This window comes from Bradyrhizobium sp. Ghvi, assembly GCF_900115265.1.
Lineage (GTDB): Bacteria > Pseudomonadota > Alphaproteobacteria > Rhizobiales > Xanthobacteraceae > Bradyrhizobium.
The window spans coordinates 809,112-832,941 of the sequence record NZ_FOVU01000002.1; the positions used below are offsets into that span (position 1 = coordinate 809,112).

Genomic DNA, 23,830 nt, shown 5'->3' on the forward strand with positions numbered 1-23,830 from the left:
CGAAAATCAAGCGCTACAAAGGCTTGAGCTGCCTTGCGCAAGTTTAAGCTAAATCGCAGCGACTTGAAGTGCGGCTTCGGTTTGCCAGCCTAGATCGTGACTTGCGTGCCGACCTCGACCACGCGCCCCGAAGGGATCTGGAAATAGTCGGTGGCGTCGTTGGCGGAGCGGCTGAGCGAGATGAACAGCCGGTCCTGCCAGCGCGGCATGCCGGAATGGGCGGCGGGTTTCAGCGCTCTGCGCGACAGGAAGAACGAAGTCGACATGATGTCGAACTGCCAGCCGAGCTTGCGGGCGATGGCGAGCGCCTTCGGCACGTTGGGCGATTCCATGAAGCCGAACTTCAGCGTCACCTTGGAGAAGGTCGGGCTGATCGCCTCCAGCCTCACACGCTCGGCCGGGTCGATCCGCGGGGTCTGGGCGGTCTCGATGGTGAGAATGACATTCTTCTCGTGAAGCACCTTGTAGTGTTTCAGACTGTGCATCAGCGCGGTCGGCGCGCTGAGCGGATCCGAGGTCAGGAACACGGCCGTGCCGGGCACCCGCTGCGGCGGCCGCTTCTCCAGCATCGCCACCAGGTCAGCAAGCGGGAATTCGAGCTTGCGCGACTTCTCGAACAGAAGCCGGCTGCCGCGCCGCCACGTGTACATCAGCAACATTACCATGCCGCCGAGCGCCAGCGGCACCCAGCCACCCTCGAACACCTTGAGCAGGTTGGCGGCCAGGAAGGTCAAGTCGAGGAACAGGAACGGCACGATCAGGGCTGCGGCGGCAAGCGGCGACCACCGCCAGACCTTCCAGATCACGACAAAGCCCATCATCGCCGTGACCACCATGGTGCCGGTGACGGAGATACCGTAGGCGGAGGCCAGGGCGCTGGAGGAGCGGAACAACAGCACCAGCAACACCACCGCGACCAGAAGCAGCTGGTTGATGCGCGGGATGAAGATCTGGCCGGAATGGGCTTCCGACGTATGGCGGATTTCAAAGCGCGGCAGCAGTCCGAGCTGGATCGCCTGCCGCGTCAGCGAATAGGCGCCGGTGATGACGGCCTGGCTGGCGATCACGGTGGCGGCGGTCGCGAGCACGACCATGGCGCCGCGGACCCAGCCTTGCGGAAACAGCTGGAAGAATGGGCTCTCGAGCGCGCCGGGATCGGCGAGCACGAGCGCGCCCTGCCCCAGGTAGTTCAGCGCCAGCGACGGCAGCACGATGAACAGCCAGGCGGTCTGGATCGGCCGCTTGCCGAAATGGCCGAGGTCGGCATAGAGCGCCTCGGCGCCGGTGACCGCCAGAAACACCGCGCCCAGCGTCACGAAGCCGATGATGCCATGGTGGAGCATGAAGGACACGGCGTAGAGCGGGTTCAGCGCGAACAGCACCTGCGGCTGCCGGATGATCGGGTGGACTGCCACCGCTGCGAGGACCGCGAACCAGACGCACATGATCGGGCCGAAGAACGCCGCAACGCGGGCGGTGCCGCGCGACTGGACCGCGAAGAGGCCGACCAGGATCACCACCGTCAGTGGCACGATGTAGGGCTCGAACGTCAGGGTGACGTCTTTCATGCCCTCGATGGCGGACAGCACGGAAAGCGCGGGGGTAATGACGGCATCACCGTAGAACAGGGCCCCGGAAATGATGCCAAGAAGGACGATCGCCGCTCCCCTTGTCCCGACGGCGCGCTGGGCCAGGGCCATCAGAGCGAGCGTGCCGCCTTCCCCGTTGTTGTCGGCGCGCAGCAGAATGACGACATATTTCAACGTCACCACGACGATGAGGGCCCAAAGGATCAAGGAGAGCACACCGAGGACTGCTGCCGGGCTCGCCACGCCCTCGCCCCCCGATGCCGCCATCACCGCCTCGCGGAACGCGTAGAGCGGACTGGTGCCGATATCGCCGTAGACCACGCCGATGCTGCCGAGCGTCAGCGCACCGAAACCGGCCGTGGTGTGGGCGTCGCCATGCCCATTGGCCGCCGCCGTTTCCGGGGCGGGAACTGCTACGTCGCTAGTCATGGGAGAGCCCAGTGGCCTCTAAAAAATGCTTCACTGCACAACGGCGGAAGAGCGCGGGCTTATAGTCCTGCGCTGTCGACATGGCCTAGCCCGATTCTGGGCCCGCACCATGCAAAATTCGCATAGGTGCGCCAGTTGCGTTCAAATGGTGACTTGTGTGCCGACTTCAACCACCCGCCCGGTCGGAATCTGGAAATAGTCGGTGGCATCGTTGGCCGACCGGCTAAGCGCGATAAAAAGATGGTCCTGCCAAAGCGGCATCCCCGACTGCGCCGACGCCTTCAGCGCACGCCGGGACACGAAGAACGACGTCGACATGATGTCGAATTGCCAGCCCTGCTTGCGCGCGATCGCGAGTGCCTTGGGCACGTTCGGCTGCTCCATGAAGCCAAAGCGCAGACGGACCTTGGAGAACTTGTCGCTGATCTTCTCCATGCGGAAGCGCTCGGACAGATCGACCCGCGGCGTATGCGCGGTCTCGATGGTCAGGATCACGTTATGCTCATGCAGCACCTTATTGTGCTTGAGATTGTGCAGCAGCGCGGTCGGCACGAAGGCCGGATCGCTGGTCAGGAACACCGCCGTACCCTTGACGATGTGCGGCGGCCGCTTCTCCAGGCTGCGGATCAGATCGTCCAGCGGCACCTCGATCCGGCGCGTCTTCTGGACCAGAATTCCCGAGCCGCGTCGCCAGGTCCAGATCGTCGCCGCCATTGTCGCGCCGAACAGCAGGGGCACCCAGGCGCCTTCCAGCAGCTTGAGCAGGTTGGCGCTGAAGAAGGTCATGTCGACCATGACGAAGGGCAGGATCACGACCGCCGCAGTCGCCGCGCGCCAGTTCCACAATTTCCAGATCACCACGAAGCCCATGATGCCGTCGGCGACCATGGTGGTGGAGACCGCGATGCCATAGGCCGAAGCCAGGTTGCTGGGCGTATGGAACAACAGCACCAGCAGCATCACACCGATCAGCAGCAGCCGATTGACGCGCGGCAGGTAGATCTGGCCGGCGTGGGTCTCGGAGGTGTAGCGCACCTCGAAGCGGGGCAAGAGGCCGAGCTGCACCGCTTGATAGACCAGCGAATAGGCACCGGTGATGACCGCCTGGCTCGCGATCACGGTCGCGGCCGTCGCAAGCCCGACGAGCGGCAGCACCAGATGCTCGGGCACCATGCGATAGAACGAGTGTTCAATCGCGCCCGGATCGGACAGCACCAGCGCGCCTTGCCCGAAGTAGTTGATCAGCAGCGCGGGCAGCACGAAAAACATCCATGCCGACTGAATCGGCTTGCGGCCGAAATGGCCGAGATCGGCATAGAGCGCCTCGCCGCCGGTGACAGCGAGGAAGACAGCGCCGAGCGTCACCAGGCCGATCGTGCCGTGCGACAGCAGGAATTGCAGCGCATAATAGGGATTGATAGCAGCCAGCACCGATGGATCGTCGGCGATGTGGATGACGCCGAGCACCGCGAGGCAGGCGAACCAGATCACCATCACCGGCCCGAATGCCGAGGCGACCAGTGCGGTCCCCTTGCTTTGAACCGCAAACAGCAACACCAGGATCAGCACCGTGAGCGGCACGACATAGTGCTCGAAGGCGGGCGTCGCGAGCTTGAGGCCGTCGACAGCCGATAGCACCGAGATCGCCGGCGTGATCATGGAATCGCCGATGAACATGGAGGCGCCGACCACGCCGAGCGCGAGCAGGAACCAGCTCCGCCGTCCCAGCGCGCGTTGGCCAAGCGCCATGAGAGAGAGCGTGCCGCCCTCCCCGTTATTGTCGGCGCGCAGCAGCAGCAGGACATATTTGGCGGTGACGACGATCAGCAGCGCCCACAGGATCAGCGATAGCACGCCGAGCACCATGATCCGCGTCACCGGTTCGCCGTGTGCTGCGCCTCTGACCGCCTCGTGGAATGCGTAAAGTGGCGAGGTGCCGATGTCGCCGAAGACGACGCCGATGCTCCCAAGCGTGAGGGACCAAAATCCCGAGGTGACCGGCCCTTCCTGGGTCTCGGCCTGTGTGATGCTCGCCGTCATGAAGGTGGAAAACGCTTCGTCCCTGGAATTGATCCGGCGCCTTTTGACGCTTCTGCCGAGCCTGTCAATTAGCTCCCCACCATAGCAGGCGCAGCGGCGCATGCTGTGACGGCCCGGCCACGTTCGTCGCCATCGCGACTGATGGCCTCAGGTAAAATGGTAGCGCAAGATATCTAGGGCTTCAAGTTCGGAGGCAGCGGCGGATCTTCGCGCATCAGCGTGATCGTGACGCGGCGGTTCGCGGCGAGCGACGGATCGTCCGGGAACAGTGGCTGGGTGTCCGCCTTACCTGAAATGGCAAAGATGTGAGACGGCGGCAGGCCCTCGCGCTCGAGGATCTGGCGGACTGCGTTGGCACGATCGGCCGAGAGATCGAAGGCGCCGTAATCGCTGCGGGTCGGTACGAAGCCGGCCGCGGTGTGGCCGGTAATGGAGACTCGCAAGGGGGTCGCCTTGAGCGGTACCGCGAGCTTCTCGATCAGCCGGCGGGTACGGTCGTAAGGCACCTTGGAGCCATCCGCGAACATCGAGCGACCGTCCTGATCGACGATCTCGAGGTTGAGGCCCTGCTTGGTCTCCTCGAACATGACGTGCTTGGACATTTCGGTCAGTTCAGGCATGTCCTGCAGAGCCTGACGAAGCGAGGCCGCAGCGAGCGCAAAATTGCGATCGATCTTCATCTTCGCGCCCGAGGTGCGGTCGCGATCTTCCTGGTCCGGCGTCGGAGTATTGGAGGCGTCCTCAGGATTGATGTGATCGACGTTCTTCAGCCGCGGCCGGGTCGGCAGGCCGTCCGACTCGACGATGCCGGCATATCGCGCTTCGCTCTGCACGCCGAAGGCGTCGCGCATGGAGCCGGCGACGACCTTCAGCTTATTGGCATCCTGGGTCGAGAACGCGACGAGCATCACGAAGAAGCTCATCATCAGCCCCATCAGGTCGGCGAAGGTCACGAACCAGCCGTGACCGCCTCCATGTGCATCGCCGCGCTTTTTCTTGGCCATGATCTAGACCCAGGCGTCCGGCCTCAAGCCGGCACCGGCTCGCCTTCAGCGTGACGATGCTTCTCCGGCAGATAGGCCAGCAGCATCTCGCGCACGAGCGTCGGGCTCTTGGAGTCGCGGATCATCAGGATGCCGTCGATGATCAGGGTGCGGTTGGTCTCTTCATCGAGCAACTTGCCGTGCAGCTTGTCGGCGATCGGCAGACAGAACAGGTTCGCGACGAGGGCGCCGTAGAGCGTGGCAAGCAGCGCGGTCGCCATGAACGGTCCGAGCTTGGAGGGGTCGGTCATGTTGGCGAACATCTGCACCATGCCGATCAGGGTGCCGATCATGCCGAAGGCCGGGGCGCAGTCGCCGATGGCGCGGTAGATCTTGCTGCCCTCGTCCAGATGCATCAGGAAGTTGTCGCGGTCGCGCTCGAGATTGTCACGGATGAAGTCGAGGTCGTAGCCGTCGGCCACGTAGCGGATGCCCTTGGCGAGGAACGGCTCGTCGGTCTCGACCTTTTCGAGACCGACCGGGCCCTGCTTGCGGGCGATCTCGGCGATCCGGGCGAGCTCGTCGACGAGGTCGTGGGCCGACAGGCGGCTCATGGTGAAGGCGAATTTGGCGCCGAGCGGCAGGCCATGCAGGAGCGCGCTCAGGGGAAAGCGGATCATGGTGGCCGAGATCGAGCCGCCGAAGATGATGATCACAGCATGTTCGGAGACAAACATGTGCAGGTCGCCGCCCATGAGGACCATCGTCGTGATGACGATGATGCCTGCCGTGAGACCGACGCCCGTCATGATATCCATGGGAGACTCCAACGCGAACGCAACAACGGCCGTCCTGGCCGCTGGCGCGGCCCAACCCCGAACCGCATCGGAAACCCTAGAGCCCCGCCCTTAAAGCCGCGTAAAGGTTAAGTTCAGCCGGTACGACGGAGCGGCGTGGTGCGTCGAAAGGACTACGGCCTTGCCGTTCTGCGACACGAATCTCAACGCTTTGCTAACCATAAACGGGCCGTCAGGGCGAAAGTCCTGTCAGCTCCAGGCTAAGCGCGCGCAGCCGCCTGCGCGCATCGGCGTCATAGGCCTGCGGATTGGCGCGCGCCTCGTTCATGCCGTTGAAGAACAGGCCGCTTCGAGCCGCGACGTCGTCGCCTTCGACGAGATGCAGGATCGCCGCGCCGCCCTGCTCGACGGTCGACATCGGTGTGATGCCGCCGGCGCGGACCATCGTGGTGTTCATGTAAGTCGCCGGATGCAGCGCGTTCACGGTGACGCCGGCGCCCTTCAGTTGTTCCGCGAGATCGATGGTGAACATGATCTGCGACAGCTTGCTCTGCCCATAGGCGCGCGAGCCGCTATAGCCCTTCGTGATCATGACATCGTCGAAGTCGATCGGATGCTGGCCGAGCGAAGCGACGTTGACGATGCGTGAGGGCGCGGCCGCCTTCAACAGAGGCAACAGCAGATGGGCGAGCAGGAAGCCCGAGAGATAGTTCACCGCAAAGCGCAGCTCGTAACCATCGCGGCTCTCCTGCCGCTGCGGTCCGTCATTCTGTGAGCCGATGCCGGCATTGCTGACGAAGACATCTAGACGTTGATGATCCCGCGTCACGGCTGCTGCAAGCTCACGCGTACCCGCCATCGACGACAGATCGGCCTGATAGAAGGTCGGCGCCGCATGGCCGGCTTTCACGATCTCGTCGATTAGTGCCTTCGCCCGCGCCGCGTCACGGCCATGGATCAGAACGTGAGCGCCTTCGGCGGCAAGGCGGCTCGCGACATGGCGCCCGACGCCATCGGTCGAGCCCGTGATCAGCACCGTCTTGCCTTCCATGTCCATGGGCTCTTACTCCACGTTCAATGAATCTCCGCCGAGCGCTTCAGCGCCGCCTTGAGCTTCTCCAGCGAGAAATCGGGGCTGCGGGCGATCTCGAGGATCGGCGTCTCGCGGCGGCCGCACAGCTCGGCGGCCTCGGGGAGTTTTGCCGCGAGATCCAGCGGGATGACGATGGCACCGTGCCGGTCGGCGTGGATGAGATCGTCGGAGTTCACCGTCATGCCGGCGACACGAACCTGACCGCCAAAGCTTTCCGCGTGCACCCAGGCATGCGACGGGCCGATCGAGCCGGCCAGCGCCTGGAAGCCCGGCGCCCATTGCGGAACGTCGCGGATCGAGCCATCGGTGACGACGCCGAGGCAGCCGAGCGCCTTGTGCACGTTGCTCTGTACCTCGCCCCAGAACGCCCCGTAGCCGATGTCGGGACCGTCGACGTCCTGGATCACCGAAATGCGCGGGCCGTGGCCGGTGCCGACATATTCGTAATATTCGATGCGGCGCTTGGCCTGCTCCGCGGCGGACAGCGGAGACTTCTGCACCGCGCGGATCGTGACAGTGCGGGCATAGCCGACCATCGGCGGCAGCTCGGGGAATGGGCAGACCAGTTGCTTGGTGGTGAAGCCGATCAGGCGACGCTCGGGCGCGATGACTTCCATCGCGTTGCAAATCGTCGGCGTGTCGTAGCGGCCCAGCGCTTCGAGGACGGCAGCGGGCAGCGGCCCGGTCGCAGAATTGGTCACGGCGTTCTCTCCCAGATTGGCGGCCGCTGTTGGCGCGATGCCGCCGACACCGGGCGATATAGCCGAGATCGGGCCTCAGCCCAACTCGGGCGCTCTCATGGCAGGTATCTGGCAAATATCCGCATGCGATCGCTCAGTGCAGCCGTCCGGGGCGATCGTCGTCGTGAGGCGGCTCAGACAGGCTCGCCATGGTTGGCGCCGATGGTGGCGACGAGATCTCGCTACCCGCAGGCGCCGCGGCTTCGCTCGCGCGCGCCTGGTCGCGGTAGGATTTGTAACCGAGCGGCAGGCCGAGCAGATAGAGCACGGTTCCGATCGAGAGCACGTACCAGGGATAACTGATCAGAAGCGCGATGAAGAAGATCACCGCGACGAATGCCGGCAGCACAAGTTCCGGAGGCACCCGCATCCGCATGCTCTTGCCGGAGAACACCGGCAGGCGCGACACCATCAGAAAGGCGATCAGCAGCGTGTAGCCGGCCGTCAGAGCCGCGGGCCAGCGCCCGAGGTCGAGGAACGCCGCATAGATCGGCAACATCACGGTGATGGCGCCGGCCGGCGCCGGCATGCCGGTGAAGAAATTGGCGGCGAATGCCGGCTTGTTCGGATCATCCAGTGTGGCGTTGAAGCGCGCGAGCCGCAGGCACATGGAAATCGCAAACACCATGGCCGCGATCCAGCCGGCGTTGCCGAGCTCGTGCAGCTGCCAGAAATACAGCATCAGGCCGGGGGCGACGCCGAAATTGACGAAATCGGCGAGGCTGTCGAGCTCGGCGCCGAATTTGGACTGGCCCTTGATCAGCCGCGCAACGCGGCCATCGATGCCGTCGAGCGCGGCTGCGAACACGATCGCGTAGACGGCGAGCGTCATCCGTCCCTCGATCGACAGCCGGATCGCCGTCAGCCCGGCGCAGATCGCGAGCAAGGTGATGACGTTCGGCACCAGCATCCGCACCGGAATCGGGCGGAACCGCCGGCGACGGACGTCGGGATTCTTGAAGTCATAAGGCGTCATGGCTCGTCCTCACCTCTCAGCGAGATATAGCAAGCCGCCTTCCCTTCCGCCATCGCGACGGAACGTCGACTTGATGGTTAACCGGCGCGATAGGCGCGGCCGGGGTCGTCCCCGGTGAGGTCGGCCAGGATCGTCTCACCGGCGATCGCGGTCTGCCCTTCCGAGACCAGCGCCTTGGTGCCGATAGGCAGATAGACATCGAGCCGCGAGCCGAAGCGGATCAGGCCAAACCGCTCACCGGCGCCGACCGCCTGCCCTTCTTTGACGAAGCAGACGATGCGCTTGGCCACGAGGCCCGCGATCTGGATCACGCCGATGCGGCCCTGCGGCGTCGAGATGACAAGCGAATTGCGCTCATTGTCCTCGCTCGCCTTGTCCAGCTCGGCGTTGATGAACAGGCCCGGCCGGTAGGCGATGCGATCCACCCTGCCCGCCACGGGAGCGCGGTTCACATGGCAATTGAACACGCTCATGAACACCGAGATGCGCGGCAGCGGCCGGTCGCCGAGCCCAAGCTCGGCCGGCGGCAGCGCCATGGAGATCATCGAGACGCGGCCGTCGGCCGGCGACACCACGAGCCCGTCGCGCACCGGCGTCACCCGCACGGGATCGCGGAAGAACAGCGCGCACCACACGGTCAGGATGGTGCCGATCCACCCGAGCGGCGACCACAGCCAGAACAGGATCAGGCTTGCCAGTGCAAAGCCGCCGATGAAGGGATAGCCCTCCTTGTGGATCGGCGGGATCTGACGCTGGATCGAATCGAGAATGGACATCGCTATCTGCCGCTGAAGGGGTTGATGGCGCGGGTCGTCTCGCGCACCGAGTTGTTTAGGCCAGACTTGGGACCGGAGACAAGCTCACTCCGCGGCGGCCTGCGCCGTGAGAGCGTCCTGGACCGGCGGCGGCTCCCGGTTGGGCGCCTCGCTCGAATCGGCCATCCGCGCCAGCTTCTCGCGTGCGGCCTCGGCCTCGCGCTGTCTGCTCCACATGCTGGCGTAGAGACCGCCCTGCGCGAGCAGGGCGGCGTGCGTGCCGCGTTCGGCGATACGGCCCTGGTCAAGCACGATGATCTCGTCGGCGCCGACGATGGTCGAGAGCCGATGCGCGATCACCAGTGAGGTGCGGTTTTTCGCGACACGGTCGAGCGCGCCCTGGATCTCGTGCTCGGTGTGGGTGTCGAGCGCCGAGGTCGCCTCGTCCAGGACGAGGATCGGCGGCGCCTTCAACACCGTGCGCGCGATCGCGACGCGCTGCTTCTCGCCGCCTGACAGTTTCAGGCCGCGCTCGCCGACCTGAGTCTCGTAGCCGGCCGGCGCCATGCGAATGAACTGGTCGATCTGCGCCAGCCGCGCCGCTTCCTCGACCTCGGCGTCACTGGCGTCCCAGCGGCCATAGCGAATGTTGTAGCGGATCGTATCATTGAACAGCACCGTGTCCTGCGGCACCATGCCGATCGAGGCGCGCAAGCTCGCCTGCGTGACGTCGCGGATGTCCTGGCCGTCGATCAGGATCTTGCCGCTCGATACATCGTAGAGGCGGAACAGCAGCCGCGAGATGGTCGACTTGCCGGCGCCGGAGGGGCCGACGATCGCGACCGTCTTGCCGGCCGGCACCTCGAAGCTGATGCCCTTGAGGATTGGCCGCGTCGGCTCATAGGCAAAGCGCACGTCCTCGAACCGCACCGTGCCGGCGGAGACGGCCAGCGGCGCCGCGTTGGGGGCATCCTTGATCTCGGCCTCGCGGCCGATCACGGCAAACATCTTCTCGATATCGATGATCGCCTGCTTGATCTCGCGATAGACCATGCCCATGAAATTCAGCGGCTGGTACAGCTGGATCATCATGGCGTTGACCAGCACGAAATCGCCGACCGTGTTGGTGCCGTTGCGCACGCCGATGGCGCACATCAGCATGGTCGCAGTCAGCCCGAGCGTGAAGATCACCGCCTGGCCGGTGTTCAGCACGGCGAGCGAAGTATAGGTGTGGATGCTCGCCTCCTCGTAGCGCGCGACCGACTTGTCGTAGCGCTGCGCTTCGCGGGCCTCCGCACTGAAATATTTGACGGTCTCGTAGTTGAGCAGCGAGTCGATCGCCTTGGTGTTCGCCTCGGTATCGGAATCGTTCATCTTGCGGCGGATGCCGATCCGCCACTCGGTCGCGATGTAGGTGTAATACATGTAGAGCGTGACCGTGATCAGCGTTGCGACCACGTATCGCCAATCGAACTGCCAAAGCAGCACGGCCATTAGCAGCGAGACCTCGACGATGGTCGGGATCAGCTGCAGGATCACCATGCGGACGATGACCTCGATTCCCTCGCGGCCGCGCTCGAGAACGCGCGTCAGGCCGCCGGTCTTGCGCTCCAGGTGGAAGCGCAGCGACAGCTCGTGCATGTGGACGAAGGTGATGGTGGCGAGCTTGCGCACCGCATGCATGGCGACCCGAGCAAAGATACCGTCGCGCCACTGCGTCAGCACCGCCATCAGGATGCGCGTCACGCCATAGCTGGCGGTCAGAAGCAGCGGCGAAGCGAGCACCCAGAGGTGCCAGTTGTCAGCTGCTACTGGTGCGGTGTGGGCGCCGGTCAGCGCATCCGTCGCCCATTTGAAGCTGAACGGCACCGTTAGCGTGATCAGCTTGGCGGCGAGCAGCAGCACCATCGACCAGACCACCCGCATCTTCAGGTCGAAGCGGTCGGTCGGCCAGATATAAGGCCACAGATGCGCCAGTGTACCCATCAGGGTGGCCCGCTCCAGCGGTCCAGCGGCAGGCTCGAGCACGTCGGGAACGCCTGGCGAATGAGGTGGGCTCATCAAGAAACCTGAAAGGCCCGCCGGATGCGGGCGCGGTGCGATTTGCGATTTTCGTTCGTCATATAGAAGCTTCCGGGCCGAAGCGCACCCCGCCAGTTGGCGAATCTTCAATGGTTTGGCGCTATTTACCGGTAGATTTCCGGGTGATCCGAATCACCTCAGGGGCTTGACGCCCCTTCGCTGCGATGCATCATGACACCAATGAGCACCATTAAAACCGTCTGTGTCTATTGCGGCTCCGGCCCAGGAACCAATCCCAACTTCATCGAAGCGGCGAAAGCCCTCGGCAAGGCGCTGGCGGACAATAAGATCCGCCTCGTTTATGGCGGCGGCTCGCTCGGCCTGATGGGGGCAGTCGCAACCTCGGTGCTGGATCACGGCGGCACCGTCACCGGCATCATCCCCGACTTCCTGCGGATGCGCGAGAATGCGTTGACGCGCGTGCAGGAGATGGTCGTCACCCCCGACATGCACGAGCGCAAGCGGCTGATGTTCGAGCGCTCCGACGCTTTCGTCGCCTTGCCCGGAGGGCTCGGCACACTCGAGGAGCTGGTCGAACAGCTGACCTGGCAGCAGCTCGGCCGTCACGCCAAGCCCGTGCTGCTCGCCAACATCGATAATTTCTGGGAGCCGCTGTTCTCCCTGGTGGCTCACATGCGCCAAACCGAGTTCATCCGCGCGGGTCTTTCCGTCGACATCCTGAAGGCGGACAAGGTCGATGAAATCGTGCCACGGCTGCGTGCCGCGGCTGCACAGATTCCCGACAGCCAGCGCGATCTCGCGCCGGATGTGGCGCGCAAGCTTTAGCTCGCAGGAAACGTCACCGCCTCGATGCGGTTGCCGTCGGGGTCGGTCACGAAAGCCGCGTAGTAGCGCACGCGATCGTGCGGGCGGATGCCCGGCGCGCCGTCGGATGCGCCGCCGCTCGCAAGTGCTGCGGTATGGAACGCATCGACCTCGCCTGTCGTCTTCGCCCGCAGGCAGATGTGCACGCCGCTCTCCGGCGGGACGGGCGGCATTGCCTCACGCAGATTGATCCAGAACTCGGGGTAGGCCTTGCCGAAGCCGATCGTGCGCGGCCGCGTGACGAGCCGCGTGAGCCCAAGGGCAGCGAGCGTGGCCTCGTAGAATTTTGCGGAGCGTTCGAGCTCGCTGACGCCGACGGAGATATGGTCGATCATTGGTCGCGCTCCCTCGTCACCCCAACTGTCATCGCCCTGCCAGTGCGCAATTGCGCACTAGGACCGGGCGATCCAGTACTCCGGGGCGCCGCGGCGTTACGGAGAAACCGCGGCGTACTGGATACCCCGCTTTCGCGGGGTATGACAGTCGTCGTGGGGCTCACGCTGGCGCGCCCGACTTCACCAGCTTGTAGATCACCGAATCCATCAGCGCCTGGAACGAAGCGTCGATGATGTTCGGGGACACGCCGACCGTGGTCCAGCGATCGCCGTTCTCGTCCTCGCTCTCGATCAGCACGCGCGTAACCGCGCCGGTGCCGCCGTTGAGGATACGGACGCGGTAGTCGATCAGCGTCAGGCCCTCGATGTACTTCTGGTATTTGCCGAGATCCTTGCGCAAGGCGACGTCGAGCGCGTTGACGGGGCCGTTGCCTTCGGCGGCCGAGATCAGGTGCTCGCCGGCGACGTCGACCTTGACCACCGCGAGCGCCACGGTGACGCGCTCGCCGAGCGCGTTGTAGCGCTGCTCGACATTGACGTCGAACTGCTCGACCTCGAAATAGTGTGGCACCTTGCCGAGCGTCCGGCGCGCCAGCAGATCGAACGAGGCGTTGGCGGATTCATAGGCATAGCCTTGCGCCTCGCGCGCCTTCAACTCCTCGACCAGCCGCGTCAGCTTGGGATCGCTCTTGTCGTAGGCAATGCCGGCGCGATCGAGCTCCGCGATGACATTGGAGCGGCCGGCCTGGTCGGACACCAGCACCTTGCGGTGATTGCCGACCAGCTCCGGCAGGACGTGCTCGTAGGTCTGCGGATCCTTCATCACGGCCGAAGCGTGAATGCCTGTTTTGGTGACGAACGCGCTCTCGCCGACATAGGCCGCATGCCGGTTCGGCACGCGGTTGAGCATGTCGTCCAGCGTGCGCGAGACTTTGACCAGCGTCGCCAGCCTCGAAGGCGTGACCGAGATCTCGAAGGCGTCCGAAAACTCCTTCTTCAATTTCAGCGTCGGGATCAGGGAACAGAGATTGGCGTTGCCGCAGCGTTCGCCGAGGCCGTTCAGCGTGCCCTGGATCTGCCGCGCACCGGCGCGCACCGCGGCCAGCGAATTCGCCACCGCCTGCTCGGTGTCATTATGGGCGTGGATGCCGACGTGATCGCCGGGGATGTGCTTCGTCACTTCCGTGACGATGGTCTCAACCTCGTGCGGCATGGTGCCGCCGTTGGTGTCGCACAACACCACCCAGCGCGCGCCGGCGTCATAGGCGGTCTTGGCGCAGGCGAGCGCAAAGCTCGCATCCTCCTTGTAGCCGTCGAAGAAATGCTCGCAATCGAGCATGACCTCGCGGCCGGCGGCCTTTGCCGCCGCGACGCTGTCGCGGATCGAGGCCAGGTTTTCTTCCTTCGTCGTCTCCAGCGCGACGCGCACCTGATAGGCCGAGGATTTCGCCACGAAACAGATCGCATCGGCCTTGGCCTCCAAGAGCCCGGCGACACCGGGATCGTTGGAGACCGAGCGCCCTGCCCGCCGTGTCATGCCGAAGGCGGTGAAGCGCGCGTGATTGAGCTTCGGCTTGCTGCCGAAAAATTCCGTGTCGAGCGGGTTGGCGCCGGGATAGCCGCCCTCGACATAATCGATGCCGAGATCGTCGAGCATGCCGGCGATGACCTGCTTGTCTGCAAGCGTGAAATCGACGCCGTTGGTCTGCGCGCCGTCGCGCAGCGTGGTGTCGAACAGATAGAGGCGCTCCTTGCTCATTGCGCAGCTCCGAGCGTCTTCTTCATGGTGGTGTTGGCGAGCCATTCGTCGTTCATGGTGACGCTGTTGCGCTGCTGAGCCGTATAGCCGCGCTTGGCAAAGAAATTTTGCGCGGTATCGCTGGCATCGACGGTGAGCGCCGCAGCGCCGCGACTGCCCGCAAGCTTCTCCAGCGCGTCCACCAGCATGGTCGCGATGCCCTGCCTACCGACGGCCGGATGGACATAGAGCATGCGGATGTGATCGGTGCCGTGCAGTGACGCGAAGCCGACCGGCGAGCCGTCCAGCGTCGCGATCAGCGTCAGGTCGGACGCGAGCCGCTTGCCGAACTCTTCGGTCTCGGCCGCCGCCATCCAGGCCTCCTGCTGTGCCTCGCTGTAGTCGTCGCCGGTCAACTCCTGGATGCTGGCTGCGAAGATCGCGGCCAGCATCTGAACGTCGGCAGGCAGGAAGGGCCGAAGTGCGGGCCTGGGGTGCGCTTGTGCCATCATCTTCACCACATCCCATAGAGTTTCAGCACGATCGCCACGGCGGCGCCGAGCAGCAGGATCTTCAGCGCGATATAATACAGCCAGTGCCGTGGAAACGGCGTGTCGGGCCGGGTCATCGCGCGACCTCCCACGTCGTTCCGTCCTTGGAGTCCTTGATCGCGATGCCCATCGCGGCGAGCTGATCGCGAATGCGATCGGATTCCTTGAAGTCCTTCCGCGCACGCGCGGCTGTGCGCTCAGCGATCAGGCTCTCGACTTGCTTGGCATCGATACCGCTCGCCTGCTGCTTGCGCCCCTCCCATTGCGCAGCGCTCTCGGAGAGGAAGCCGAGCAGCCGCAACGAGCCCGCAAGGGCGGGTACGTCGCTGCCGCGCAGGCCATGCAGCGCCGCGATCGCCTGCGGCGTGTTGAGGTCGTCGAGCAGCGCTTCGAGCACGGACACGGCCGGCTTGGACGGCGCGACATCAGCGGCGATCCGATACCAGTCGTCGAGTGTCCTGGCGCTCTCTTCCAGCGACTTCATCGTCCAGTCGATCGGCGACGTGTAGTGCGTCTTCAGCATGTTCAGACGCAGCACCTCACCCGGCCAATCCCTAAGTAGCTCGTGGATGGTGATGAAGTTCCCGAGCGACTTCGACATCTTCTCGCTCTCGACCTGCAGGAAGCCGTTGTGCATCCAATAGTTCGCCATGCGCTGCTGGTGGAAGGCGCAGCACGTCTGCGCCACCTCGTTCTCGTGATGCGGAAACACGAGATCGATGCCGCCACCATGGATGTCGAACTGCTCGCCGAGATGCTTCCAGGCCATGGCCGAGCACTCGATGTGCCAGCCCGGACGGCCCTCGACCTTGATGCCTGACGGCGACGCCCAGGACGGCTCGCCCGGTTTGGACGGCTTCCACAGCACGAAATCGGTCGAGTCCTTCTTATAAGGCGCGACGTCGACCCGGGCGCCGGCAATCATCTCGTCCAGCGACCGCTTCGATAGCGCGCCATAGCGCGGCAGACCGGCATTGGCCGCGTTCATCGCCTGCGGCGAGAACAGCACGTGGTCCTCGGCGACATAGGCAAAGCCGCCCCTGACCAGCCGTTCGATGATCTCACGCATCTCGCCGATATGCTCGGTCGCCCGCGGCTCGACGCTCGGCCGAAGCGCGCCCAGCGCGTCGACGTCGGCGTGAAACTGCCTACCGGTCTCTTCGGTGACCTTTCGGATCGCCTCGTTCAGCGGCAGGCCGGGAAAATCCCGCGCGGCACGGTCGTTGATCTTGTCGTCGACGTCGGTGATGTTGCGGACATATTTGACGTGTGCCTCGCCATAGAGATGGCGCAGCAGCCGGAACAGCACGTCGAACACGATCACCGGCCGCGCATTGCCGATATGGGCGAAGTCGTAGACGGTTGGTCCGCAGACATACATACGGACGTTCTTCGCATCGAGCGGCACGAAGGTGCGCTTCTCCCGGCTCAACGTATCGTAAAGACGCAATTCCATTGGACACCCGTCGGCTGTTGGCCGGGCGTCCAGTACTCTCAATGTGTTTTGAGAAAAGACGGCTCCAGCCAGCGAATCGCTAGCTCGTAATCTCGCGGCAAATAATGCAGATGGCGAGGAGACCGTTCATGCGGCCACATATGGGCTATGAGGCCGCCTTCCGTCAAGAGAGCCGCGAAATTGCCGCTTTATCTCCGCAAAGCGCGGCCCCTCGCCTCGATGGTTCATCATCGTTAACCATTTGAGCCCATTCTGGAACCGGCGGTTCCCGGTTTTTAGCCCCAGGTGTTTTCATGCGATCCTTGCTCGCGCTCATTTCCTGCGCCTCCATCGTTGCGGCCTCCAGCGCTTTCGCAGAGACCCGCGTTTTCATCATCGCCAACCAGGCCGACGGCTATGGCGTCGACCAATGCTTGGCCAAGGGCGAGAAATGCGGCGCCCAGGTCGCCCGCACCTATTGCCAGTCACGACAGTTTGCGCAGGCATCAAGCTACCGCCGGGTTGATCCCGACGAAATTACCGGCTCTGTCCCCAAATCCGGCGCAAACTGCTCCCATGGCCATTGCGACGAATATGTCGCAATCACCTGCCAGCGCTGAATTCGCTCGGAACTGGCGGACCTTAGGACCCCATCTTCGGCCCCTGAAACGACGTGACGATGCCGCAGGAAGCGGCTAATGGAGGGCGCGCTTCGGCCCCCTAAATCACTGATGGCCGTGACCTCGCTAGAATGGCGGATATGCCCGAATTTCTGTCTCTATCTCGTCCCCGCTCCCTGCTTGCCTGCACCGTGCTTCTCAGCGTCGTGCTCGCCACCGACGCCTTTGCTCAGGCCGGTCCGCCCGGACCGCCTCCTCCTGCCCAAGGCGGGCCCGGACCGAATCCGATGTGCGTGCGGCTGGAAGCACAGCTCGCCGGGCTCGACCGCGGGGCGAGCGGCGATCCCGCGCGCGAGGACCAGATCCGCCGCTACCAGGATTCCCAGAGCCGCCAGCAGGCCGAGCTCGACCGCGTCACCATGCAGGCCAAGCGCATGGGCTGCGACTCCTCCGGCTTCTTCTCGCTGTTCAACGGCCAGTCGGCGCAGTGTGGTCCGGTCAATACCCAGATCCAGCAGATGCGCGCCAATCTGGACCAGATCACCAGCAATCTCGAGCGCTTGCGTGGCGGCGGTCCCGGCGGGGGCAGCCCCGAACGCGACAGCCAGCGCCGCTCGGTGCTGATTGCGCTCGCGCAGAACAATTGCGGCCCGCAATACGCCAATGCCGTGCAGTCGCAGGGCGGCAACTTCCTGAGCAACCTGTTCGGCGGCGGCAACAACCCCAACAATCCAGCGCCGGGCGCGCCACCTGCCGATTTCGGCGGACCGCAATCCGGCACTTATCGCACCGTGTGCGTGCGCACCTGCGACGGCGCCTATTTCCCGATCTCGTTCGCGACCGTGCCGGCGCGCTTCCCCGATGACGAGAGAACCTGCAAGGCCTTGTGCCCGGCAGCCGAAGCCGTGCTCTACGCCCACCGCAATCCCGGCGAGGACATGAACTCCGCGGTTTCCATCAGCGGCCAGCCCTATACGGCGCTGCCGACCGCGTTCAAATTCCGCAGCGAGTTCAACCCGTCCTGCTCCTGCAAGGCGGCGGGCCAGACCTGGGCCGACGCGCTGAAATCGGCCGACGACAAGGCCGCCGTCGAGCAGCAGGGCGACATCATCGTCACCGAGGAGAGCGCCAAGAAGATGCAGCAACGGCAGCTCACCAAGGGCGCATCGGCGAATGGAAAGAAGGGTGCAGCGCCGGCCACCGCCGCCGCACCGGCAGCGCCGCCGCCTGCGGACGCGACCACCGCGCCCCCATCCGAGAACAAGCCGATCCGCTCGGTCGGCCCGCAGTTCTTGCCGCAGCAGCAGAAGTAAGGTTCTTACTTCCCTTCTTAAGCCTGGCTACCCCTCGAACGCGTCCATCGAGGGCTTGCTGCCGCGCGAGACCAGCGTCTCGTCGGGTGCGGGCAACGCCTCGCCACGATCGCGAAAGCGGTTGGTGATGGGATAGCGGCGATCGCGGCCGAAATTTTTCCGCGTCACCTTTACGCCTGGCGCAGCCTGGCGGCGCTTGTATTCGGCGACGTTGAGGAGATGGTCGATGCGGGTCACCGTCTCGCGGTCGAAGCCGGCGGCGATGATCTCGTCGAGCGGCTCCTCGCGCTCGACGAGGCGCTCGAGAATCGCATCGAGCACGTCGTAGGGCGGCAATGAATCCTGATCGGTCTGGTTCTCGCGCAATTCGGCTGTCGGCGGACGCGTGATGATATCGGGCGGGATCACCTCGCCCGCGGGTCCGAGCGCGCCATCGGGCTTCCACGCATTGCGCAGGGCCGCCAAGCGGAACACCTGCGTCTTGTAGATGTCCTTGATCGGATTGAAGCCGCCGTTCATGTCGCCATAGAGCGTGGCGTAACCGACGGACATTTCCGACTTGTTGCCTGTCGTGACCACCATCAGCCCGATCTTGTTGGAGATCGCCATCAGCAGCGTGCCGCGGGTGCGGGCCTGGAGATTCTCCTCGGTGATGTCAGGCGGCAGGTTCTCGAAGAGGCCCGATAGGATGGTCTCGAAGCCGTTCACGGCCTCCGCGATCGGCAACACCTCGTAGCGAATGCCGAGATGGCCGGCGAGCTCGCCGGCGTCGGCAATCGAATGTGCCGCCGTGTAGCGATATGGCAGCATCACGCCGTGCACCTGATCGGCGCCCAGCGCGTCGACCGCGATCGCCGCGCAGAGCGCGGAATCGATGCCGCCGGAGATGCCGAGCAGCACGCCGGGAAAACCGTTTTTGCCGACATAGTCGCGCAGGCCAAGCACGCAGGCGGCGTAGTCGGCGCGGTCGCCTTCGGGTTGCTCCGCGATCGGTCCGGTGCAGCGCCAGTCGCCGCCGGTCCTGGTGAAGCGCAGCGTGGTGATGCTTTCTGCGAACGCCGGCAGTTGCGCTGCAAGCGAAAGATCGCCGTTGAGCGCGAACGAGGCGCCGTCGAACACGAGCTCGTCCTGGCCGCAGACCTGATTGAGATAGACCAGCGGCAAGCCGCTTTCGGTGACCCGCGCAACCGCGACCGACAGACGCACATCGTTCTTGTCGCGCCCATAGGGCGAGCCGTTCGGCACCAGAATGATCTCGGCGCCGGTCTCGGCCAGCGTTTCCACCACGTTCTCGTAATCCTCGGATTCTTCCAGCCAGATGTCCTCGCAGATCGGCACGCCGATCCGCACGCCGCGCACGGTGACGGGACCCGCCGCGGGCCCGCGCGAAAACAGGCGCTTCTCGTCGAACACGCCGTAGTTCGGCAGATTGCATTTGAAGCGAAGCGCGGCGATACGCCCGCCATCGAGCAGCGCGCAGGCATTGTAGAGTTTGCCGTCCTCGATCCAGGGCGTGCCAACCAACATCGCCGGGCCGCCGTCGGCGGTCTCGCGCGCCAGCGCTTCGATGGCCGAACGGCAGGCGGCCTGGAAGGCCGGCTTCTGCACCAGATCTTCCGGCGGATAGCCGGCGATGAACAATTCCGGAAACAGCACGAGATCGCCGCCATCGGCGATCGCCTGTGCACGCGCGGCCCGCACCTTGGCGGCATTGCCCTCGATGTCGCCCACAGTCGGATTGAGCTGGGCGAGTGTGACTGCAAATGCGTTGAGACGTTCGGTCATGGCCGCCGTCCTCGTCTTAAAGAAATCCCAATCGCTCGATGATGGCGATGATCCAGAATGCGCCGGCCATCAGCAGCGCAACGCCGACCGCGGCCGAGCCCATGTCCTTGACCCGGCCGATCTGCTTGTCGTGATCCATGGTCAGGCGATCGGCGAGCTTCTCGATCGCGGTGTTGAGCAATTCGACCACCAGCACGAAGGCGACTGCGCAGACGAGCTCGACCGCGCGCATCGCGGTCGCCGCGACGAGCCACGCCACCGGCAGCGACAGGACCAGCGCAAAGATCTCCTCGCGGACGGCCTGCTCCGAGCGGAACGCAAAGGCCAGACCGTTGCGGGAATTGATGGTGGCCTTCCAAATGCGCAGCAAGGTCTCAGAGCCCCGCTGCGGTCGGCATCGGCCGCACCTTGCCGGCGCGTTCCTGCTTCAGCAGTTCGGCGATCAGGAAGGCCATATCAATGGATTGCTCGGCGTTGAGGCGGGGATCGCAGACGGTGTGGTACCGATCGTTGAGATCCTCGTCCGTGATGGCGCGGGCGCCGCCGATGCATTCGGTGACGTCCTGGCCGGTCATCTCGAGATGAACGCCGCCGGCATGAGTGCCTTCCGCCGCGTGGATCGTGAAGAACGACTTCACCTCGGAGAGCACGCGGTCGAACGGCCGCGTCTTGTAGCCCGTGGTCGAGGTGATGGTGTTGCCGTGCATGGGATCGCACGACCAGACCACCACCCTGCCCTCGCGCTTCACCGCGCGGATCAGGCCCGGCAGATGATCGGCGACCTTGTCGGAGCCGAAGCGGTTGATCAGCGTCAGCCGCCCCGGCTCGTTGTCGGGATTGAGCACGTCGATCAGCTTCAGCAGCTCGTCGGGTTTGAGCGACGGCCCGCACTTCAGGCCGATCGGGTTCTTGATGCCGCGGAAATATTCGACATGGCCGTGATCGAGCTGGCGGGTGCGGTCGCCGATCCAGATCATGTGGCCCGAAGTCGCATACCAGTCGCCGGTAGTGGAATCGACGCGGGTCAGGGCCTGCTCGTAGCCGAGCAGCAGCGCCTCGTGGCTGGTGTAGAAATCGGTGGCGCGCAGCTCGGGATGGCTCTCGAGATCGAGGCCGCAGGCGCGCATGAAATTGAGCGCGTCGGAGATGCGGTCGGCCAATTCCTTGTAGCGGCGGGACTGCGGACTATCCTTCAGGAAGCCGAGCATCCACTGATGCACGCTGCCGAGATTGGCGAAGCCGCCGGTCGCGAAGGCGCGCAGAAGGTTCAGCGTCGCGGCCGACTGGCGATAGGCCATCAGCTGGCGCTGCGGATCCGGCACGCGCGCTTCCTTGGTGAACGCGATGTCGTTGACGATGTCGCCGCGATAGCTCGGCAGTTCGACGCCACCCACCTTCTCCGTCGGCGAGGACCGCGGCTTGGCAAACTGGCCGGCGATGCGGCCGACCTTCACCACCGGCACCGCGCCGGCATAGGTGAGCACCACCGCCATCTGCAGCAGCACGCGGAAGAAGTCGCGGATGTTGTTGGCGCCGTGCTCGGCAAAGCTCTCGGCGCAATCGCCACCCTGGAGCAGGAAGGCCTCGCCGGCCGCAACGCGGGCCAGCGCTTTCTTCAGATTGCGCGCCTCGCCGGCAAATACCAGCGGCGGAAAGGTTGCCAGCTGCGCCTCGACGTCGGCCAAAGCCTTGGCGTCGGGATAGTCGGGCACCTGTAGCACCGGCTTGCTGCGCCAGGACTCGGGCGTCCACCGCTCGGACATCACAATCTCTCCGTGAAGCAAAAAAATGCAACCTGATCTGTGGGTTGCGAGGGCCGCCTTATACACAGGCTGGCGCGACACCGCCAGTTGTAAATCCATTTCGCATTGCAAACCCTTGCAGGAAAAGCTGAATTCGAATTTGCTAGGGGTGGTTGAGGAAACCGGCAAGACCATCCATGGATGCGCCACTGGACGACGTCTCCATCGACGAGATCAGCTTCCCGGCGATCGACGGGTACGCGCTGGCCGCGCTCGGTTACGCACCGGGGTGGGCCGGCATCGGCGAGGACCTGCCCAAGGGCGTGTTCCTGCAATGGGCTGATTGGGTCTCGAGCCCGCGCTATCTGTTCGATTCAAAACTGCCGGCGCTGGAGAATTTTGCAAAGTTCAGGGGCGAGCTGCGCGCGCTCTGCTTCTCCGACGATCCCTGGGCGACGCGGCCGGCTGTCGAGTTGCTAACGTCAGGCTTCACGTCAATCAAGCCGGAGGTGCTCGACGTCAAACCGTCAGACGTCGGCGCCAAGGCAATCGGCCATTTCGGCTTCTTCCGCCCCGACCACCGCGACACGCTGTGGCGCGGCGTGGCGGAATGGATCCAGGGGGAGTGAGCGTCACGCCGTGTTGAAGGCTGCTCGCCACTTTATTGTCATCGATCACCGCGAAACTGATGTCCATCGTCGTGGTTTGCCAATCGCCGGCGACGCGAGTTATCGCGTTCCGTGCGTCGGACACGACGAGGACATCATGCAGCATCACGCCAGCCCCAGCAGCGAAAGCAAGGTCCCGGAAGTCACCCTCGGCTTCTGGATCATCAAAATCGCGGCCACGACGCTGGGCGAGACCGGCGGCGACACTGTCACGATGACGCTGAACTGGGGCTACCTCGCGGGCACATGCCTGTTCCTTGCGGCCATGATCGTGCTGATCGCCGCGCAAATCCGCGCGAGCAAGTTCCACCCGGCGCTGTACTGGGCGACCATCGTGGCCTCGACCACCTTCGGCACCACGATGGCCGATTTCGCCGACCGCTCGCTCGGCATCGGCTACACCGGCGGATCGACGCTGCTCCTCACTTGCCTCGTGCTGGTGCTCGGCCTCTGGTATCGCACGGAAGGAACGATCTCGGTCAACAGCGTCAGCAGCCCGCGGGTCGAGGCCTTCTATTGGGGCGCGATCACCTTTTCACAGACGCTCGGCACCGCGCTCGGCGACTGGATCGCTGACACCGGCGACCTCGGCTATCGTGGTGGCGCGCTGATCTTCGCGGCGGGGCTCGCCGTCGTCGCAGTGCTCTACTTCTGGACCCGCGTCTCGCGCGTGACGCTGTTCTGGGCCGCGTTCATCCTGACGCGTCCGCTGGGCGCTACCGTTGGCGATTTCCTCGACAAGCCGCTCGACCATGGCGGGCTGGCCTTGAGCCGGCCGCTGGCTTCCGCCGTGATTGCCGCGTTCATGGTGGTCTGTCTGCTGCTGATCCCGCAGCGCGCCGGACAGCATCCGGGCGAACACGCGGCCGAGCGCGCCTAGCGAATGATCGTCGTCAGCGACGAGTAGCGCTTGTTCGGCTTGGCCTCAGCCGCCGAGAACTGCGCGAAGGCGTCACTGACGCGCTTCGCGGGCGGCGTATCGCCAGCGAAGCGGAATTCTTGCGGCCGCGGCGCGTAGAAGCTGGCGCTGTAATAGGAATCGTCGAAGCGCGCCTCGCCGACCCCGAACAATGCGTCGCAAACGAACAGCAGCGCGTAGACTCCCGCGACCGCTGCGATAACCTCCTTGAGAACCGACATGATGATGCCCTGCCCTTTTGCGCGCAGGATGCAGGTCGGTTCCAAAGCCCTGGTTTAAGGCGCCGTGCTTCTTGTGTGCAGGGTTTGCCGGGCTTAAGCGAATTGCAGACAATTTTATCGATCGCAAAAAAGAGCCCGCCTGACCGGGTCAGGCGGGCCCCAGGATTGGCCGCTCGGGAGGTATCAGACGGCGA

General features: G+C 64.5%; 21 protein-coding genes and 1 pseudogene. 5 read left to right on the forward strand and 17 right to left on the reverse strand.

Annotated elements, in window-relative coordinates; translation table 11 throughout:
• Positions 1-89: 89 nt before the first annotated feature.
• The 9 genes from BM374_RS10660 to BM374_RS10700 all read right to left on the reverse strand — a co-directional run bounded on the left by BM374_RS10660 (position 90) and on the right by BM374_RS10700 (position 11,463).
• Positions 90-2,018, reverse strand: coding sequence for a potassium transporter Kup (locus BM374_RS10660; protein WP_092291623.1), 1,929 nt, complete (start codon positions 2,016-2,018; stop codon positions 90-92).
• Between the two features lie 141 nt (positions 2,019-2,159).
• Positions 2,160-4,058, reverse strand: coding sequence for a potassium transporter Kup (locus BM374_RS10665; RefSeq protein ID WP_177248208.1), 1,899 nt, complete (start codon positions 4,056-4,058; stop codon positions 2,160-2,162).
• Positions 4,059-4,231: 173 nt separating this feature from the next.
• Positions 4,232-5,062, reverse strand: coding sequence for an OmpA/MotB family protein (locus tag BM374_RS10670; protein WP_092291627.1), 831 nt, complete (start codon positions 5,060-5,062; stop codon positions 4,232-4,234).
• A gap of 23 nt (positions 5,063-5,085) precedes the next feature.
• Positions 5,086-5,859: a motility protein A gene (locus BM374_RS10675; protein ID WP_092291629.1), complete on the reverse strand. Its 774-nt coding sequence runs from the start codon at positions 5,857-5,859 to the stop codon at positions 5,086-5,088.
• A gap of 211 nt (positions 5,860-6,070) precedes the next feature.
• The gene (locus BM374_RS10680) at positions 6,071-6,895 is read right to left on the reverse strand and encodes an SDR family NAD(P)-dependent oxidoreductase (protein WP_092291631.1); all 825 of its coding nucleotides are present in this window, start codon (positions 6,893-6,895) and stop codon (positions 6,071-6,073) included.
• Positions 6,896-6,912: 17 nt separating this feature from the next.
• Complete coding sequence (locus BM374_RS10685) at positions 6,913-7,632, reverse strand: RraA family protein (RefSeq protein ID WP_092291633.1); 720 nt, start codon at positions 7,630-7,632, stop codon at positions 6,913-6,915.
• A 133-nt stretch (positions 7,633-7,765) separates the two neighbouring features.
• On the reverse strand, positions 7,766-8,647 hold the full coding sequence (locus BM374_RS10690; RefSeq protein WP_092291635.1) for a CDP-alcohol phosphatidyltransferase family protein: 882 nt from the start codon (positions 8,645-8,647) through the stop codon (positions 7,766-7,768).
• A 77-nt stretch (positions 8,648-8,724) separates the two neighbouring features.
• The gene (locus BM374_RS10695) at positions 8,725-9,429 is read right to left on the reverse strand and encodes a phosphatidylserine decarboxylase (protein ID WP_283807076.1); all 705 of its coding nucleotides are present in this window, start codon (positions 9,427-9,429) and stop codon (positions 8,725-8,727) included.
• A 78-nt stretch (positions 9,430-9,507) separates the two neighbouring features.
• Entirely contained in the window at positions 9,508-11,463 is a 1,956-nt protein-coding gene (locus BM374_RS10700; protein ID WP_092291639.1) for an ABCB family ABC transporter ATP-binding protein/permease, read from the reverse strand.
• A gap of 201 nt (positions 11,464-11,664) precedes the next feature.
• Here BM374_RS10700 and BM374_RS10705 point away from each other — a divergent pair, with 201 nt between their 5' ends.
• Positions 11,665-12,270, forward strand: coding sequence for an LOG family protein (locus tag BM374_RS10705; RefSeq protein ID WP_177248209.1), 606 nt, complete (start codon positions 11,665-11,667; stop codon positions 12,268-12,270).
• Here BM374_RS10705 and BM374_RS10710 read toward each other — a convergent pair.
• From BM374_RS10710 to cysS, 4 genes are all read right to left on the reverse strand, one after another.
• Positions 12,267-12,644: a VOC family protein gene (locus tag BM374_RS10710; RefSeq protein WP_092291643.1), complete on the reverse strand. Its 378-nt coding sequence runs from the start codon at positions 12,642-12,644 to the stop codon at positions 12,267-12,269. The two genes, BM374_RS10705 and BM374_RS10710, sit on opposite strands and share 4 nt — an antisense overlap.
• A 160-nt stretch (positions 12,645-12,804) precedes the next feature.
• On the reverse strand, positions 12,805-14,403 hold the full coding sequence (cimA, locus tag BM374_RS10715) for a citramalate synthase (RefSeq protein ID WP_092291645.1): 1,599 nt from the start codon (positions 14,401-14,403) through the stop codon (positions 12,805-12,807).
• Positions 14,400-14,891 (reverse strand): GNAT family N-acetyltransferase, encoded by a 492-nt coding sequence (locus BM374_RS10720; RefSeq protein ID WP_177248235.1) that lies wholly within the window; start codon positions 14,889-14,891, stop codon positions 14,400-14,402. Before BM374_RS10720 ends, cimA begins: the two co-directional genes overlap by 4 nt.
• 115 nt (positions 14,892-15,006) lie before the next feature.
• Complete coding sequence (gene cysS / locus BM374_RS10725) at positions 15,007-16,389, reverse strand: cysteine--tRNA ligase (protein WP_092291649.1); 1,383 nt, start codon at positions 16,387-16,389, stop codon at positions 15,007-15,009.
• A gap of 293 nt (positions 16,390-16,682) precedes the next feature.
• Here cysS and BM374_RS10730 point away from each other — a divergent pair, with 293 nt between their 5' ends.
• Positions 16,683-16,988, forward strand: coding sequence for a hypothetical protein (locus BM374_RS10730; RefSeq protein ID WP_092291651.1), 306 nt, complete (start codon positions 16,683-16,685; stop codon positions 16,986-16,988).
• A 131-nt stretch (positions 16,989-17,119) separates the two neighbouring features.
• Positions 17,120-18,301 (forward strand): DUF2865 domain-containing protein, encoded by a 1,182-nt coding sequence (locus tag BM374_RS10735; RefSeq protein ID WP_092291653.1) that lies wholly within the window; start codon positions 17,120-17,122, stop codon positions 18,299-18,301.
• A 27-nt stretch (positions 18,302-18,328) separates the two neighbouring features.
• Here BM374_RS10735 and BM374_RS10740 read toward each other — a convergent pair whose 3' ends face one another.
• The 3 genes from BM374_RS10740 to BM374_RS10750 are packed head-to-tail and all read right to left on the reverse strand — an operon-like array spanning position 18,329 to position 21,849.
• Entirely contained in the window at positions 18,329-20,086 is a 1,758-nt protein-coding gene (locus BM374_RS10740; protein WP_092291655.1) for an NAD+ synthase, read from the reverse strand.
• 16 nt (positions 20,087-20,102) lie between these two features.
• Positions 20,103-20,456 carry a diacylglycerol kinase gene (locus BM374_RS10745; protein WP_092291657.1) on the reverse strand — a complete coding sequence of 118 codons (354 nt, stop codon included), beginning with the start codon at positions 20,454-20,456 and terminating at the stop codon, positions 20,103-20,105.
• 4 nt (positions 20,457-20,460) lie between these two features.
• A complete protein-coding gene (locus BM374_RS10750) occupies positions 20,461-21,849 on the reverse strand; it encodes a class II 3-deoxy-7-phosphoheptulonate synthase (protein WP_092291659.1) in 1,389 nt (462 codons plus the stop codon).
• Between the two features lie 248 nt (positions 21,850-22,097).
• Here BM374_RS10750 and BM374_RS10755 point away from each other — a divergent pair.
• Both BM374_RS10755 and BM374_RS10760 read left to right on the forward strand, forming a co-directional pair.
• Positions 22,098-22,457, forward strand: a pseudogene (locus BM374_RS10755) (alpha/beta fold hydrolase); the annotation flags it as partial.
• Between the two features lie 136 nt (positions 22,458-22,593).
• The gene (locus tag BM374_RS10760; protein ID WP_092291954.1) at positions 22,594-23,376 is read left to right on the forward strand and encodes a COG4705 family protein; all 783 of its coding nucleotides are present in this window, start codon (positions 22,594-22,596) and stop codon (positions 23,374-23,376) included.
• Here the strand turns inward: BM374_RS10760 and BM374_RS10765 are convergent.
• Positions 23,373-23,636, reverse strand: coding sequence for a hypothetical protein (locus BM374_RS10765; protein ID WP_092291956.1), 264 nt, complete (start codon positions 23,634-23,636; stop codon positions 23,373-23,375). The two genes, BM374_RS10760 and BM374_RS10765, sit on opposite strands and share 4 nt — an antisense overlap.
• Between the last annotated feature and the right edge of the window lie 194 nt (positions 23,637-23,830).